General features: G+C 61.6%; 11 protein-coding genes and 1 pseudogene. 7 read left to right on the forward strand and 5 right to left on the reverse strand.

The window, feature by feature from the left end; translation table 11 throughout:
- From JKL45_RS30140 to JKL45_RS23015, 4 genes and pseudogenes are all read right to left on the reverse strand, one after another.
- Positions 1-128: pseudogene (locus JKL45_RS30140) on the reverse strand (IS110 family transposase); the annotation flags it as partial.
- 124 nt (positions 129-252) lie between these two features.
- Complete coding sequence (locus tag JKL45_RS23005; protein ID WP_246498846.1) at positions 253-1,236, reverse strand: DMT family transporter; 984 nt, start codon at positions 1,234-1,236, stop codon at positions 253-255.
- The gene (locus JKL45_RS23010; protein WP_376771065.1) at positions 1,151-3,547 is read right to left on the reverse strand and encodes a PIG-L family deacetylase; all 2,397 of its coding nucleotides are present in this window, start codon (positions 3,545-3,547) and stop codon (positions 1,151-1,153) included. The genes JKL45_RS23005 and JKL45_RS23010 overlap by 86 nt, the downstream gene beginning before the upstream one ends.
- Positions 3,537-4,790, reverse strand: coding sequence for an ROK family transcriptional regulator (locus JKL45_RS23015; RefSeq protein ID WP_201864092.1), 1,254 nt, complete (start codon positions 4,788-4,790; stop codon positions 3,537-3,539). The genes JKL45_RS23010 and JKL45_RS23015 overlap by 11 nt, the downstream gene beginning before the upstream one ends.
- Before the next feature lie 164 nt (positions 4,791-4,954).
- Between JKL45_RS23015 and JKL45_RS23020 the strand changes: the two genes are divergently transcribed.
- The 7 genes from JKL45_RS23020 to JKL45_RS23050 all read left to right on the forward strand — a co-directional run bounded on the left by JKL45_RS23020 (position 4,955) and on the right by JKL45_RS23050 (position 11,940).
- Complete coding sequence (locus JKL45_RS23020) at positions 4,955-6,208, forward strand: sugar ABC transporter substrate-binding protein (RefSeq protein ID WP_201864094.1); 1,254 nt, start codon at positions 4,955-4,957, stop codon at positions 6,206-6,208.
- 24 nt (positions 6,209-6,232) lie between these two features.
- Entirely contained in the window at positions 6,233-7,159 is a 927-nt protein-coding gene (locus tag JKL45_RS23025) for a carbohydrate ABC transporter permease (protein ID WP_201864096.1), read from the forward strand.
- The gene (locus JKL45_RS23030; RefSeq protein WP_201864098.1) at positions 7,159-8,010 is read left to right on the forward strand and encodes a carbohydrate ABC transporter permease; all 852 of its coding nucleotides are present in this window, start codon (positions 7,159-7,161) and stop codon (positions 8,008-8,010) included. The genes JKL45_RS23025 and JKL45_RS23030 overlap by 1 nt, the downstream gene beginning before the upstream one ends.
- A gap of 5 nt (positions 8,011-8,015) precedes the next feature.
- On the forward strand, positions 8,016-9,524 hold the full coding sequence (argH, locus tag JKL45_RS23035) for an argininosuccinate lyase (RefSeq protein WP_201864100.1): 1,509 nt from the start codon (positions 8,016-8,018) through the stop codon (positions 9,522-9,524).
- The gene (locus JKL45_RS23040) at positions 9,524-10,594 is read left to right on the forward strand and encodes an ABC transporter ATP-binding protein (protein WP_201864101.1); all 1,071 of its coding nucleotides are present in this window, start codon (positions 9,524-9,526) and stop codon (positions 10,592-10,594) included. Before argH ends, JKL45_RS23040 begins: the two co-directional genes overlap by 1 nt.
- Positions 10,591-11,487, forward strand: a complete 897-nt coding sequence (locus JKL45_RS23045; RefSeq protein ID WP_201864103.1) for a carbohydrate kinase family protein — start codon at positions 10,591-10,593, stop codon at positions 11,485-11,487. Before JKL45_RS23040 ends, JKL45_RS23045 begins: the two co-directional genes overlap by 4 nt.
- Positions 11,488-11,685: 198 nt before the next feature.
- Positions 11,686-11,940 (forward strand): hypothetical protein, encoded by a 255-nt coding sequence (locus tag JKL45_RS23050; protein ID WP_201864106.1) that lies wholly within the window; start codon positions 11,686-11,688, stop codon positions 11,938-11,940.
- 290 nt (positions 11,941-12,230) lie between these two features.
- Here the strand turns inward: JKL45_RS23050 and JKL45_RS23055 are convergent, their stop codons facing one another.
- Positions 12,231-15,962 carry an EAL domain-containing protein gene (locus JKL45_RS23055; protein ID WP_201864107.1) on the reverse strand — a complete coding sequence of 1,244 codons (3,732 nt, stop codon included), beginning with the start codon at positions 15,960-15,962 and terminating at the stop codon, positions 12,231-12,233.
- Positions 15,963-16,024 lie beyond the last annotated feature (62 nt).

The following is a 16,024-nucleotide window of genomic DNA, read 5'->3' on the forward strand; positions in this document are numbered from 1 at the left end:
TGGGACCGGGAGAGCTTGATCCGCAGCACGATGGCGCCGCGTTGATCCTGACCGACGAGGTGGAAGCTGTTCTTGCCTAGATCGATGCCCAGGGTGGCGATCACAGCAGAGGCAGAAGACCGTGACATGGAACGTGCTCCTTGCGTGGCTCGAACCCCCACAGCTTACGAACAAGCGGGGCAGAAGCACGGCCCGACCATCCCATTAGCTGACATGGTACTGATGTCTTAGCCGTTAGATCAGGCCTCGCCTCTATCCCCTTTTCTTGAGCCACTGTTCGACCGGTGTAGCGAGGATCGTCGTCAGGACGACGACAGCTGCGCCGAGGCAGAGCGACGACGATGGAACCTCGCCAAAGAAGAGCCAACCGGCAAAGCCCGAGAAGATGATCGACAGGTATCCGATGGGTGCCAGAAGCCGCGCCTCCTGCTTCTGGTAGGCCTGGAGCCAGCAATATTGGCCGACTTGAGCGAGGATCCCGATCAGGATGATGCTTGGTGCCTCAGCCCATGGGATCGGCACCCATACGAGGGCCGCTGGAACGGATGTCAACAGTGTCAGGCCCACCGTATAGAACAGCATCAGAACAACCGTGTCCTCGCCGGCAAGGCGGCGCGTCTGCACCACGGAGAGCGCGCCGAAGAACACGGAGCCGAAGGCGGCGAGCAGGCCAATGTTCCAGGGGATCTCGTCCGGCCGCAGCATCACGACGACCCCGAAAAAGCCTAAGGCCGTGAGGGCATAGCGGATCCGGCTCACCTTCTCGCCGAGCAGAACTGCCGCCATGGCCAGCAGGATCAGGGGGCGGGTGTAGCCAATAGCGGTAACGAGGGCGAGCGGGAGGGTCGCAAAGGCTGCGAAGTTACAGGTCAGCGCCGTGGAGTTGAAAGCGACGCGCACCAGATGGTCACGGATGTTCGACAGGTTCGCCAGCTTGGCGCGGTGATGCCACATGAGCGGAGCCACGGCCAGGAACCCCACGAGAGACCGCAGGAAGACGAGTTGAACCGCCGGATAGATGTCACCCTTCGCCTTGACCATGGCCTGCATGATCGTCACCAGGCTCATGTCGAGCAGCAGCCATCCCGCGCTGCTCCACAGAGAGACTGCAGAGCCTGCGGATCGGCTTTCGGCTTCGACCGCCATCGCCTCAGGCAGGCTGAACGAGGTTGGCGAGCAGGCGGAACGCGCCAGGTACCAGATTGTCGAGCTGATGGTGCAGCACGAGCGAGACATGCGTGTGCCGCCCGCGCCCGATCCGGGCGGAGATCAGGGAGCCCCTGAGCGGGTTCTCGCCCGGATCGTTCAGAGCCAACAGTTCCTCGTAAACGGCATCGTACTCCGCCGCGAAGTAGAGGCCTCTCTCCTTGTCCCAGCCCTGCCAGTCGCCGGCATCAATGCGGTTCGGGGAGGTCAGCAGAGGATGCTCTGGCTTCAGGACCGTAACGGGAGCGGCGGGATCGGTCACGCGCCAGCGCAGCGAGGGCGAGCCGATGACGAGGCGGCGCGGCGGCGTGGCTGCGGGGTCCCACGCATCGGTAGGGCGGTGGTAGAGCGTCACCAAATGGCCACCCTCCTCCACGAAGCGGTGCAGCCGCGCCGTCGCACCCTGGAGGTCCCGCCTGAGACCGAAGCCGAAGATGCCAACGACGATGGTCGTGAAGGCGGAAAGCGAACCCGCCTTCAGCTCGGCCTCCCCGAGATCCGTCACATCGAGGCCGAGGCGGCGTAGATGGCTGCCGACATTGTCGCTCCCACCGCCCATGTAGCCGATACGGGCGCCGGTCGGGATAGCAACGTCGAGCGAGAGGACCTTCAGCTCCGCCGGCGCGATGATTGATGTCCGCCGAATGTGCGGATAGGCGATGGTCCGCATAGAGCTCGCCGGCCTGCCGTTCACGATAGGAACGAGCGTTGCAATGCCAGCTCCGATCTCACGGGTCGGCTCGGCAACCCAGCCGCTGCCCTCCCGGCGAACTGTCCACCCCGCCGGCACCTGCCAATCCGTCGGCTCGACTCCCACCGCTCGCACCCTGATACCGGAGGCGGGCTCCCCCGTCTTGATGAGTGCCACCGTAGGATCGAGAGACAGGGAGTGACGTGGCTCGATCTTTAGGGGCTCTTCTGGGTCGAGATCAACCTCGATCCTGCGTTCTCCAACCTTTCCTGAGATGTGAAGACCGGCCTCGCCGTTGCCGCCCAACGGATCGAAGGACTTGGGATAGTTCCCCGTATGAGGCGCCGATTCAGCAATCGCAATCTCATACTGCACGAGCCCTGGTTCGTCGCGCGTCATGGTGGCGTCGACGCCTGCCGGAAGACGGGGCGCCGCCGTGACGTCGGAAAGCTCGTGCGTGTCGATATGCACCTGCATGGCCAAACGCGCACCTGGATGCGCCGATCCGGTGAACACGGCCCGGGCCGTGTTGACGCTGGCTTCGAAGAGAGCCGCATTGATTTCCCGAAGTTTCCGGTTGAGGCGATGGCTCACTTGGCGCAGCGTCTTCTCGCCCAATCCCTTTCGAGCCTCCTCGATCCGGCACGCCGCGCCGTCCAACGCTTGGCAAATTCGGGAACGGTCCGGGAAAGCCGCGATGGCGGCCTCGATCTGCGCCTGTGCCTCCCGCAGGTCAGCCGCCGCTGAACCGGTCACGCCTGGCATGGCTCTAATGTCAGCCAGCGTTGCGGGAATGTGATCGCGAATGTCATTCTCGGGCCCGGCTTCGCCACCGGCCCGGACCTTCAGGTGCAGGCTCCACCGATCAACCGGCTTATCCCGCCACACGCCCATGCCCTGAGACGCGTGCGCAGCACGCGACCATTCGCCAAGCTGCTTGTAGGGAAGGCCCGTAACCTTGTCGGGGCCGGCAGCCTCAAGGCTGAGCGTCGCAGGCGGCGGGGGCACCTCGTCGTCATAGGCATAGCCAGCGCCCGACCAAGCCGGGAGATAATACTTGGACACCTGCCAGGGCCCGAGGCCGGATGCGGCATGCTCCGGAAAGACGGACGGATCGGCCGCGAGGGCAAGGGCCGTCTCGGCTGCGCGGGTCATGGCGCGGTGGTGGCCGTGCTGGCCCGGCACGTCCAGGAAAGTCGGGATGACGATGTCCGGACGGTAGCGGCGGTAGGCGCGCACGAGGCGCTCGACAATGCGCTCCTCGCCCCAGCGACGGAGCGTGTCGTCGCCGTTCTTCGAGAATCCGAAATCGTGGACCGTGTCGTCGGGCCCGTGGCCGAGCCACGCCACATCCGCATCCATGCGGCGCGCGGCCTCTTCCATCTCAGCGGTTCGCAGCACGCCGAGAACGCCGCCCCGCTCAGGCCCGAGCGCATTCTGCCCTCCCTCCCCCCGGGTGGAGCAGGCTACCACGACCCGCATGCCGTAGGCGAAGCGCAGGGCCGCCAGCATCCCGTTGATCTCGTCATCCGGATGCGCGCCGGTGTTCATGACTGTCAGAACGGACGTTAACCGGCTGAGGGCTCGATGCAGGCGGACGAGGGCCGGCTGATGGACAGCGTGGGCCAAACGGCTGTAATCATCCAACAAGTGCGATCTCCTCGTTCAACGGTTCGCGCACGGCCGCTTGAGCGGTGTCGAGCCGAGGTGTCATGGCTTCGAGGATCGGCAGCGCTGCGGCGCCGAGTGCCGCTGTGAACCGCCCCGTACGGCCATGGATCAGGCGTGCCTCGCTCCGGTTCCTGCGTCGCGCTACGGACAGGGGCAGCGGCTGCATGGCCTTCGTGAGATCCTCCAGAAGACCTGGCGGCAAAGCACCGCCGATAACGACGGCCTCAGGATCGAAGAGGTTTTCGAGCATCGCAACCTGAGGCGCGAGATAACCGGCCGCCTCCGCAATCCATTTCCCGATGATCGGGTGCCGCTCGCCGTGCAACTGCTCCAGGCGCGTGTAGTCGATCCCCTTGATTCCTGCCGCAGAAAGCTTTTCGGCTAGCGCCTGCACTGAGGCATAGGCCTCAAGGCAACCATGCTGGCCACACGAGCAAAGGCGTCCGTCCCTTTCGATCAGCACATGCCCGATTTCGCCCGCATTTCCGTTTGCCCCTCGGTAAGGGCGCCCGTCGATCAGGATGCCGAGGCCGAGCCCTTGGCCGAAATAGATCAGGCAGAAGTTCTTAAGATCCTTGGCTGCGCCATGAAGGCGCTCCCCAACGGCTGCGGCGGTGGCATCGTTCTCGAGCGTGACGGGCGCTCCGAGCATTTGCCCGACGGTTGTCACTGCATCAAAGTCTGCCCACCCCGACAGCGTCGTGGGGCCAATGGATGTCATGCCTTCCACGTTGAATGGGCCCGGCATCACCACCCCGACCCCGAGCAGCTGCGGCACGGAGGATTTCAGCTGCGCCTGTGCAGCGGCGATCTCGGCCTTGATGACAGGCAGCACTGTATCAGGGTCGTTGCGCGGGATTGTAACTGTGCGCTGCGCCCGGACGCGCCCCCCGATATCGACCAGAAGAGTGGAAATGTGGTCGGCTGCAATCTCGATGCCGGCCGTCATCCCGCCGTTCGGATTTACCGCGAACTGGATGGGCGGCAGTCCGCGCCCCGCCCTGAGTCGCCCAGTCTTGACGAGAAGGCCATCGGCGACGAGGTCATCGACGATGTTCGAGACGGCTTGTGTGCTCAGATGCGCGTGGCGCGAGATCTCGGTGCGCCCGACAGGACCAAGCTGGCGCACGACATCGAGCACCACGCGGCGATTGTGTGAGCGGTTGCGCTCCGGATTGCTGCCGATCGTCGAGCGTACCCCGGCCTTGGATTTTCTCGGCATCTCCAAACTCCTGGCCGTAACGATGACCCGCTGAATGGAATAACTCAAGTGAATTAACTTATTGACAGCTCGTTAACTCTAAGGGAGCCTTGAGCTTGGATCGGCCTCAAAGACCGGCACCAGAGAAGGATCGGCGCCCAGCGCCAGGAAGAACGGAGAGGGACATGCGTTTCAGTCATATGCTCGCGAGCGTTGCCTTGGGCCTCGCCACCCTGGCCTCCACCGGCGCCAAGGCGGTTGAGATCGAGTACTGGCAATATGTGTTCGACACCCGTGTGAAGGCGATGAACCAGCTCATCGCCAAGTTCCAGGACGCGAACCCGGACATCAAGGTCAAGCAGACCACCTTCCCCTACGCCGATTACCAGACCAAGGTCGCGGCCGCGATTCTGGCGGGCCAGGGCCCTGACGTCGTGCAGCTGTTCTACGGCTGGACCGACAATTTCATTGCCGGCAAGATGATCCGCCCCTTGCGCGCAGAAGCCTTCCCGGCCGCCGAGATCGAGCGCGATTTCTTCCCGATCGTGAGCGCCATGAAGCGTGGCAACGACTATTACGGCCTGCCGACCGCAGTGCGCTCGCTGGCCCTCTTCTACAACAAGAAGGCTTTCAAGGACGCGGGCCTCGATCCCAACAACCCGCCGAAGACGCTCGAAGAACTCGTGGCCGCCGCCGAGAAGACCGTGAAGCGCGACGGCAGCGGCAACATCGTCTCCGCCGGTATGACGCTCGATATGGGCGGGCAGGACCATCAATGGTGGCGCGAGGTGCTGATCCGTCAGTTCGGCGGCGTTCCTTACACGGAGAACGACACCAAGGTCGCCTACAACGATGAGGCCGGCGTGAAAGCGCTCACCTTCTATACGGACCTGCAGAAGAAGCATAAAGTCGGCCAAGCCGGCTTCATGGACGAGGGACAGGCTGCGTTCCGCGGAGGCCTTGCGGCCATGACCATCGACGGCACCTTCCGCCTCGGCTCCTTCGGCACGATCAAGGCCTTCGAGTGGGGCGTGACCGAACTCCCCGCCAACGCCCAGGGCGTGCGCAGCAACTATGCGAGCTACTTCGCCAACGCCCTCACCACGAAGGCGGAAGGCGAGAAGCTGGCGGCAGCCGAGAAGTTCCTGAAGTACGTCTCTTCGCCCGAGGCCATGAAGGTTTGGATGGAAGTCGTGGGCGAATTGCCGGCCCGCCGTGAGGTGGCCCTGACGCCTGAGAATGTTGCGCATCCGGTCTACGGCCCGTTCCTCAAGGGCCTCGAATATGCCCATACCACTCTGTTCAAGGACGAGGCGGCCCAGCGCCAAGCGGCCATCGACATGGCCAACCGCGTGCTGATCGGCGGCGAGGATCCCAAAACCTCCCTCGCCAAGGCCGCAGAGGCCGAACAGGCAATCATTGACCGCGCCAAACGCTAATCCACGCTCGCGAGGAAGCAGCGCATGTCCGCCGTCTCACATCGGGAGGCCGCCTCCGGCGGCCTCTGGTCGAGGATGAGCCTCGGCCAGAAGCAGGTGATCTGGGCGTGGAGCTTTCTAGCGGTTCCGCTCGTCTTCTACGTGGTAATCCGCTTCTGGCCGACCTTCCAAGCTTTCTATCTGTCGACGACGGACTGGACGATCACTAAGCCCGCTGCCTTCGTCGGGCTAGAGAACTACTGGAGGCTGTTCGAGGATCCGCTGTTCTGGCAGGTCTTCCGCAACACCTTCCTGTACCTGATCCTTGGCACCCCGATCAGCCTGCTGATCTCCTTCGTGGTGGCCTATTACCTCGACCGCGTGCGGTTCATGCACTCCTTCATCCGCGCGCTCTACTTCCTGCCCTTCCTCACCACCGCGGCGGCGATGGCCTGGGTCTGGCGCTGGTTCTACCAGCCCGTTCCCATCGGGGTGATCAACGACCTTCTTTCCAGCTTGGGCGTCCCGCAGCAGCCGTTCCTGCGCTCCACCACGCAGGCGCTGCCAGCCGTACTTGCGCCTGCAGTCTGGGCAGGTCTCGGCTTCCAGATCATCATCTTTCTCGCCGGGCTCAGGGCCATTCCCGTCACCTATTACGAAGCCGCGCGCATCGACGGCCTTTCTGAAGGCGCGATTCTGCGCAAGATCACACTGCCGCTGCTCAAGCCGACCCTCGTGTTCCTGGTTGTGTTCTCATCCATCGGCTTCCTGCGTATCTTCGACCAGGTGTATAACATCAACACGAACGACCCCGGCGGGCCGCTGAACTCCACCAAGCCCTTGGTGCTGATGATCTACCAGACCGCCTTCAGCTCCTACGAGATGGGATATGCAGCGGCGCAGACCGTGGTGCTGTTCGTGATCCTTCTCGTGATCTCCCTCGTTCAGTTGCGCCTCATGAGAGACCGCTGATGAAAGCTGCCGCATCCTCATCGAGCCTTGCGATGCCGAAGATTCGACCGAGTCGGATCCTTGCCTGGACGCTCCTGTTCATCGGCGGCGTCATCATGGTGACGCCCCTGCTCTTCATGCTCTCGACCTCTCTGAAGGATGCCTCGCAGGTCTATGACCTACGTGTAATTCCTGAGGCGCCGACCCTCGACAACTACATCGAGATCCTCGGCGACGGGCGCTTCACCCGCTGGCTCATCAACTCGACCATCGTGGCAATGATCGTCACCCTGTCGAACGTGTTCTTCGACAGTCTCGTCGGCTACACGCTGGCGAAGTTCCGCTTCCGCGGCCGCTACATCGTCTTCATTGCGATCCTGTCCACCCTGATGATCCCGACCGAGATGCTGGTCCTGCCCTGGTATCTCATGGCAAGCCAGTTCGGCTGGCTCGACAGCTACTGGGGCATCATGTTTCCCGGCATGATGACGGCGTTCGGCACCTTCCTGATGAAGCAGTTTTTCGAGGGCGTGCCGGACGACTTCTTGGAGGCGGCGAGAATCGATGGGCTCAACGAGTTCACCATCTGGTGGAAGATCGCCATGCCGCTCGTCACCCCGGCCCTCTCGGCGCTCGCCATATTCACCTTCCTCGGCAATTGGACGGCGTTCTTCTGGCCTCTCATCGTGACCACGAGCGCCGAACTCTACACCCTGCCTGTCGGGCTCTCCAGCTTCGCGGTCGAGCAATCGATTCAATGGGAGAAGATCATGACGGGCGCGAGCATCGCAACCCTTCCTACCCTTATCATCTTCCTGTTCCTTCAGCGTTACATCGTCCGCGGCGTGATGCTGGCCGGGCTGAAAGGCTGAGAGCCATGACCGCAGGTCCCTTCAACGACAGCTCCGTTTTCCCCAATCCAGTCTATAAGGAAACCGTTTTGCGCCCGCTCTTCGATGGCGCGAAGGATCATCATGTCGAGGGCTTCCGCCGGATCGACAGAGCTCATCTCGTGATGCTGCATGAGACCGGCATCCTGACGCTCGATCAGGCTCGTCCGATTGCGCAGGCACTTGAGGCGATTGACCACGAGTTGGACGTTAGCACCCTCACCTACACAGGAGAAGTCGAGGATTTCTTCTTCCTGATCGAGAACGAACTGCATGCGCGGCTTGGGCCGGATCTCGCAGGCCGCCTGCACACGGCGCGCTCGCGCAATGACATCGACCATACCCTGTTTAAGCTCGGGCTCAAGCACCGGATTGATCCCCTGCTGGAGCGTCTCGCCCGCCTTGCCGAGACCTTCGCTTCGGTCGCCGAGCGGGAGAGCAGCACGCTTATCGTCGCCTATACGCACGGCCAGCCGGCGCAACCGACCGTCTTTGGACATTATCTTGCAGCGGTGCTGGAAACCCTGCTGCGCGACATCGCGCGGCTGGAGGCAGCGCGTGACATCGTGGACCGTAGCCCCATGGGAGCCGCCGCCATCACCACGAGCGGCTTTCCCATCGACAGAGACCTGATGGCGCGGCTTCTCGGCTTCATCCGGCCCCTGCAGAACTCCTATGGCTGCATTGCGTCGATCGACTATATCACCGCGACCTATTCGGCCATCGAGCTGGTCTTCCTGCATCTCGGCCGCTTCATCCAGGACCTGCAGTTCTGGACGAGCTTCGAGGTCGGCCAAGTATATGTGCCCAACGCCTTCGTACAGATCAGCTCGATCATGCCGCAGAAGCGCAATCCGGTCCCAATCGAGCACATGCGCCACCTTGCCTCCCAGACGGTCGGACGGGCGCAGGCCATGCTCACGATCATGCACAACACGCCGTTCACCGACATGAATGACAGTGAGGGCGAAAGCCAGGGCTTCGGATACGGCGCTTTTGAGAGCGGCGGGCGCTTGCTCGACCTGCTCACGGCGTTGGTACCGGCGCTGCGCATCAATCCCGACCGGGTGCGTCAGAACATCCGCCGCAGCTGCATCACCGTGACCGAACTCGCCGACAGCCTCGTCCGTCGTGAGAGGCTCTCGTTCCGCGAGGCGCACGAGATTGCCGCGGACGTCTCCCGTGCCGTCGCGGCCATCGGGGGCGACATCGCGGCGGACGGCTATGAGGCCTTTCACGAGGCTTTCGAGCGCAGTGCAAAGCGCCCGTCGACAATCGACAGGGATCAATTCGCCGAGATCGTCTCGCCGGAGAACTTCGTCGCCGTGCGCGACCGTTTCGGCGGACCGGCCCCAAGGGCTCTGTCACAGGCAATCGCTGGCTATAACGAAGAGATCTCCGATATTCGCAGCCGCATGCAGGAAGCCGCACGCCAAACCGATGCTGCCGGCCAGGATCTCCAGATCCGTTTCAACGCACTTCTCGGGGCCCGCTGATGGCGACTGTCGAACTTGATCGTCTCGTGAAGCGCTATGGGCAGACCACCGTCGTCCATGGAATCGACCTCTCGATCCGGGACGGCGAGTTCGTCGTGCTGGTCGGCCCATCCGGATGCGGCAAGTCGACGACTCTAAGAATGATCGCAGGGCTTGAGGAGATCAGCGGCGGCGAGATCCGGATCGGCGGGCGCGTCGTCAACGACCTCCAGCCCAGAGAGCGGAACATCGCCATGGTGTTCCAGAACTATGCCATCTATCCGCACATGAGCGTCGCCGACAACATTGCGTTCGGCCTCTATCGTTCGAAGCTTTCAAAAAGCGAGAAGCGTCAGCGTGTCGAGCAGGCTGCCGAGACACTCGGCCTGTCGCAGCTCTTGGATCGGCGCCCCTCGGCGCTGTCGGGTGGCCAGCGCCAACGCGTCGCTATAGGCCGGGCGATGGTGCGCGACCCGGCCGCGTTCCTGTTCGACGAGCCCCTTTCCAATCTCGACGCTCAATTGCGCACCCAGATGCGCATTGAGATCAAGCGGCTCCACCACAGACTCGGCACGACCTCGGTGTTCGTTACGCACGATCAGGTCGAGGCAATGACCATGGCCGACAGGATCGTGGTGATGCGCGACGGCAGGATCCTGCAGGTAGGCACGCCCCTCGAGCTTTACGAGAACCCGGTCGATATATTCACCGCCCGCTTCATCGGCAGCCCGACGATGAACCTTCTGCCGGCCTCAGTCCGGGAAGGCGGAGCGGATCTGACGCTCGGTGGGTCCGTCCAGGTTCCTCCGGCAGCCGCGACCAGCGCTGACATCCTGATTGGCGCACGGCCACAGGATCTTGTCCCAAGCAGCCCCGACGTACCGGGACTGACTGTGTCGGGCACGGTGGCGGTTGTGGAAACCCTCGGCTCTGAGACCCTCGTACACATCGAGAGCGCAGGCCAAACCATCATTGGCTCCGCACCGGGTCGGCAGATCCCGCAGATCGGTGAGCAATTGACCCTGCATGCCCCGGCTGAGCGCCTCTATTATTTCGACACGGCTACAGAGAAAGCGCTGGCAGCCCGATGACCGGAACGCCCGCGGAGCGCAGCAAGGTCCTATGCCTTGGGCGGATCTATTGCGACATCATTTTCACGGGTCTGCACGAGATGCCGGTGCTGGGCCGCGAAAGCTTTGCAGATAACGTGACCATCGCGGCCGGCGGTGGGGCCTATATCACGGCAGCGTATCTTGCCTCCCTCGGCCGGCCGGCCGCCCTCCTCACCCGCCTTGGTTCGGACCCGCTGTCCCAGAGCCTCAACCCGGAACTCGAAGCCAGCGGGATCGACCTGTCGTTCGTCGAGCGATCCCCTGACGCCGGGCCCCAGCCGACGGTAGCCCTGGTCAGAAACGGAGAAAGAGCCTTCGTGTCCCGGCGTGCCGGCGGGTCACGTCCGGTAACGCTGGAAGAGGCCCTCTCGGCCCCTAATGCCACGCATCTGCACATCGCGGAATTTGCCACCCTGAAGGATACTCCGGAGGTGATCGATTTGGCCCGCCGCTTCGGCCTGACGATCTCCCTTGACCCGAGTTGGGACGATGAACTGATCCGCCGCGACTCGGACTTCTTCGAGATCTGCGAAGGGATCGACCTGCTGCTTCCGAACGTCGAGGAGGGAAAGGCGCTGACAGGAGAAAGCGCAGACGATGCCATCCTGCGGCGTCTGCGTGAGCGGTTTCCCTTGGTGGTGCTGAAGCGCGGCGAGCATGGTGCCATAGCCTCCCGCGGGTCAATACATGTTTCTGCCGAAGCCATCCGGGTAAATGTGGTCGACACGACAGGAGCGGGAGATGCCTTTAATGCCGGCTTTCTGCACTCCTGGCTGGGCTCCTCAGACCTTGAGAGAAGCTTGGCGGCTGGGATCAAAGCGGGGAGCCTCTCTGTCCAGTCGGCAGGCGGAGCCCCATCGCGTATGTCCTGATCGGCTTCACGTAGACATAACCGAGTGGGACGCAGCCGGTTTGGTAACTGCCTGCAAGCCGGCATTGACGTATAGGTCGGCACCGTTGGAGCTTAAGTGCGGCACAGGACAGCGCCAGCGAGACAGACCATTGCTGTTCGGCCTTGTCATCGGCGTGGCGTCCGCCGTCAGGCGGGGCGCTGGCAGGACCATGGCGGCATGCTGGTTGCCGTATCAGGAATCGTCCTGCCGTCCTTCTCGCTCGACCTGCTCTTGATCGACTGGTTTTCCGTGTGGCTCGGCTGGTTCCCGACCAGCGGCTACGGGACGCTCACGCATTTTGTGCTTCCATCCATCAACCGTGTTGCCTGCATTGCGCACGATGAAGAGTTCCCCCCAAAGCCGCGACCGAACAGAAGCTCGGGTGGCACGCGGCTGTCGGAGCTGGACACCAGCACGGTAAAGAGCGTCTGACCGCGAGCAATCTCCAACCGTCGAGCACAGTCAGTGGCCTGCCGGTAGGGAGCATCGGTGACGAACTTGTCGTTCCCCTCCTTCAGAGCCGCCAGTGCCTGATCCAGCGTCATGGTAGTCTTCGGCCCTGCCGCTAACGCTCGATGTCTGGCCAGTGAGACCGGTTGCTGCGGTGCAGCAGGCACAACCCAGGAGTAAGCGTTGGGACAGTGTGACCGACATGGGATTCTTCGCAGGTGAATTGTCGCTGTGCGGGCATAGTGAGCGCGCTGGGACTTGAACGCAGAACTCTATCGCTCAACCAGCAGAAATCTCTTCGCTGGGATCAGCCGAGCCGTCCAACCCGATAGAAGCTCCGGCACATCCGCTCCAGCCATGGGTTCGGCGTAGAGATAGCCTTGAGCAGCGCTACAGCCCATCTCCCGCAGCCGCTGTGCCTGTCCAATCGTTTCCACTCCTTCAGCCGTAACCTTCAGGTTCAAGCTCCGCCCGAGACCGACCACCGCTGTCACAATAGCCTCATCATCCGGGTCTTCCTCAATGTCCTGCACGAAAGTGCGATCCACCTTGATATGGTCTACCGGGAACTGCTTCAGGTGGGTCAACGAGGCATAGCCGGTGCCGAAGTCGTCGAGAGCAACTTGTACCCCTCGTGCCCGGAATTTCTTCAGAGACGAGGATACCACGTCGGTTTGCGCATCGAGCAGGACCTTCTCGGTGATCTCAATCTCCAAGTGCTTTGGCGGGACCTTTGCAAGGTCGAAAATACGGAGAGTATCCTCAGCCAAGCCGGGTTGGATGAATTCCACATGCGACAGGTTGATTGCTACGTGGCCGAAGCTCAGGTTTTTGTTGAGCCACCGCCGCATGTCTGAGGCGACTTTGCCGATCAGGCGCTTACCAACCATTGTCGCAAGCTCAGGATCGTCAAAGATATCGCCGAAAGTAGCGGGAGTGAGTAAGCCTCTAATCGGGTGCTCCCAGCGCGCAAGAGCCTCAAAACCAACAATCTCTCCTGTCGAGAGACAGACCTTCGGCTGGTAGAATGGCTTAATTTGATCAAGCGAGATTGCCTCCCGCATCTCCCGTCTGAGAGTATTTCGCTGATCGGTCGCAGCCCGCATTTCGGGCGAGAAGACCACAACGCGGTTTCGGCCTTCGGTCTTTGCCCTGTACAGAGCGATGTCCGCATCCTTCGCTAAGTCGGCAGCCTCGGCAGCATGGTTCGGGAAGGCAGCAACCCCGATGCTGGCACGGCTGGCGATCATCTGGCCTGCATAGGAAACAGGTTGGCTCAACTTTTTGGTGATGCCCTCGGCCAGTGTCGCCGCAAGCTCCAATGAGGAGCCCGCCAGCAGAACGACGAACTCGTCGCCGCCTAGTCGTGCGACGGTGTCACCGTTCCTTGCCACAGCAGACAGTCGGGCAGCGGTTTCCTTCAGAAGAGCGTCACCGGCATCATGGCCGGAGGAGTCGTTAACATCCTTGAAGTCGTCCAGATCGATGACCAGAAGGCTGAAGCTAGTGCCATGCTGTTTGGCTTCGACAAGACCCTGCTCCAGCCTCTTCTGGGCCAGCATGCGATTGGGCAGGCCCGTGAGAGGATCATGATTGGCGATCCGCCAGATTTCCTCCTCGGCCAGCTTACGGTCCGCGATGTCGAATGTCACACCGACAACCCGATTGGGGCCAGTCCGCTCGCCTCGGGTTCCAAGCCACAACGCTTTGCCGTCTGGAAGCATGTAGCGGAACTCCATCGTGCCGGAGCCGCTCTCCAGGATACGGTCGAGAAACTGCTCGCGCAGATGCTGATCGTCAGGGTGGAACCGCTCAACGAATTCGGAAATCGGCCCAGACCCGATCCCGAGCCACTCGACCGTGTGCTGCGAACGCGTGACGTAGTTCGTCGTCAGGTCCTGCTCCCAGGCGAACATCCGACCCGCCTGGAAAGCGAGGCGCAGACGCTCCTCGCTGGCACGAAGTGCACCTTCTGCTTCCCTCCTGGCCGTAATGTCCGTGTAGGTGCGAACTGCAGCCCCGTCAGGTAGTGGCACCGTTCTGATCTCAAGAACAGTGCCATTGTTCCGAGTTCGCTCGTAGATGTTCGGATCGGACAGGAACCCACCGGTCTGAGCCGCCTTCAGAAAGTCATTGTCTTCAGGCGCTATATCCCCCATGCGCGTCTGAAGCGCCTTCACCTCCTGGACCGGAGGACCATTTTCCATGAACTCGATCGGCAGGTCGAGAAGGTCCAGGGCGCGTCTGTTGAAGACGGTCACCCTGTCGGCAGCATCGGCCATAATCAAGCCCTGGTCCATGTTCTCCAGGGTCGCTTCGATAAGCGCCGCTTTTTTGGCAAGTTCCGCTTCTGCGCGCTTGCGCTCCGTTATGTCCTGGACCGTTCCGATCCTGCGGATAGGCCGTCCTGTCTTGTCCAGAATGTCTTGCCCCCTCGCAGCGATCCATCGTTCCTCTCCATTCTCTGGCCGAATGATGCGGAAGATGTCGCTATAGGTCGCTGCACCATCAGGCGAGCGTCGGGAAAACCACCTTCGTACACGCTCGCGGTCCTCTGGATGGACGCACGGAAGAAAAGTCTCGCGTGTAATCGGAGTTGCTGCAGCAAGGCCGAGGATCGTTCGGGCCTCGGGCGTCCATTGCCGCTCGCCTGTTACAAAGTCGATATCCCAGATGCCAAGGGAAGTTGCCTCCACCGCAAGGCGGAGCCTTTCTTCACTGGTCCGAAGGCTCTCCTCAGCATGCTTGCGGTCGTGAATATCTGTTTGGGTTCCAACCCACTCCAGTACGGCGCCACTGTCATCTCTCAATGGAACGCCTCGGGCGAGCGACCACCGGTAGCGGCCATCCTTGCGTCGTATCCGAAATTCGCCATCCCATGGGATGCTGGTTGAGACTGCCTGCTTCCAGCTCGTCCAAGCCTGATGTCGATCATCCGGGTGGACGGCATCAAGCCAGCCATCACCCGCATAATCTTCGACCTTTTGGCCGGAGGTTTCAGTCCAGCCGATATCGTCTTTCATCAGCCCGTCAGCGGTGGCGAGCCACACGACGGACGCATTTGTCTCGATTAGAGCACGGTACCGTCCCTCGCTGACGCGAATGCGCTCGTTTGCGATTCTCTGCTCGTGAATGTCTGTGCAGGTACCAAACCATCGCTCGACCTCGCCCTTGCTACTGCGGATTGGGAGCGCGCGCGCAAGAGTCCAGCGATATTCCCCGGAATGGTGACGGAGACGGTATTCGGTCTCGAAAGGCTCTCCGGCCTCAAGAGAATATTGCCATTGTGACCAAGCCTGCTCCTTATCGTCAGGATGTAGATGGTCCTTCCATGCATCTCCGTACGTCGATCCGACTGGTAAGCCGATAAACTCATTCAAACGTTTATTCTGGTAATCTGGAATCCCGTCAGCCTTAGTGGACCACACCATCTGAGGTAGGGCTTCTGCAATCGTCCTGAACTTCCTTTCACTATCGGCTCCGGTTCTGTTCGCCCGCCGCAGATTGAATTGGCTCATCACAGCGCCCGCTAGGGCGAGAAGAGCCTCCCTCTGGACCAAAGTGAGCCCCTCGGGACGGGGTACATTGTCGAACACACATAGTGTGCCGAGAGGTAAGCCGTCCTCCGTCACAAGGGGAGCACCGGCATAGAAGCGCACGTGCAGGTCGCCCGTGACCAAAGGATAATTAGAAAATCGAGGGTCCTTGGTGGTATCGGGAACAACGAACAGGTCTGATTGGAGGATTGCGTGGGCACAGATTGCGATCCCACGCGAGGTCTGTCGTACTCCATTCAAGCCGACCTCGCACTTAAACCACTGCCGCTTCTCATCGACGAGGGAGATGAGAGCGATTGGAGCATTGCAGACGTGAGCGGCAATCTTTGCGAGATTGTCGAAGGCAGCCTCGGGTTCGGTATCTAGAATCTCAAAGCTCCGAAGAGCGGCCAGACGATCTGCCTCCGCCCAACGAGGGAGGCCACTCTTGGTAACTGACAGCGACATGAGGATTTGCCCGATAGAACAGTATATCTTATATTTTGAGTGGTATGATACTGCAAAAATCT

Origin of the sequence: Microvirga soli, assembly GCF_016734765.1 — a bacterium.
Taxonomy (GTDB): domain Bacteria; phylum Pseudomonadota; class Alphaproteobacteria; order Rhizobiales; family Beijerinckiaceae; genus Microvirga; species Microvirga soli.

What these genes read in the sequence shown, in the direction of transcription:
- JKL45_RS23005 (WP_246498846.1), bottom strand. Translation starts at nt 1,236, where the DNA reads ATGTCTCGCTCGTGCTGCACCATCAGCTCGACAATCTGGTACCTGGCG.
- JKL45_RS23015 (WP_201864092.1), bottom strand. Translation starts at nt 4,790, where the DNA reads ATGCCGAGAAAATCCAAGGCCGGGGTACGCTCGACGATCGGCAGCAAT.
- JKL45_RS23020 (WP_201864094.1), top strand. Translation starts at nt 4,955, where the DNA reads ATGCGTTTCAGTCATATGCTCGCGAGCGTTGCCTTGGGCCTCGCCACC.
- JKL45_RS23025 (WP_201864096.1), top strand. Translation starts at nt 6,233, where the DNA reads ATGTCCGCCGTCTCACATCGGGAGGCCGCCTCCGGCGGCCTCTGGTCG.
- JKL45_RS23030 (WP_201864098.1), top strand. Translation starts at nt 7,159, where the DNA reads ATGAAAGCTGCCGCATCCTCATCGAGCCTTGCGATGCCGAAGATTCGA.
- argH (WP_201864100.1), top strand. Translation starts at nt 8,016, where the DNA reads ATGACCGCAGGTCCCTTCAACGACAGCTCCGTTTTCCCCAATCCAGTC.
- JKL45_RS23040 (WP_201864101.1), top strand. Translation starts at nt 9,524, where the DNA reads ATGGCGACTGTCGAACTTGATCGTCTCGTGAAGCGCTATGGGCAGACC.
- JKL45_RS23045 (WP_201864103.1), top strand. Translation starts at nt 10,591, where the DNA reads ATGACCGGAACGCCCGCGGAGCGCAGCAAGGTCCTATGCCTTGGGCGG.
- JKL45_RS23050 (WP_201864106.1), top strand. Translation starts at nt 11,686, where the DNA reads ATGCTGGTTGCCGTATCAGGAATCGTCCTGCCGTCCTTCTCGCTCGAC.
- JKL45_RS23055 (WP_201864107.1), bottom strand. Translation starts at nt 15,962, where the DNA reads ATGTCGCTGTCAGTTACCAAGAGTGGCCTCCCTCGTTGGGCGGAGGCA.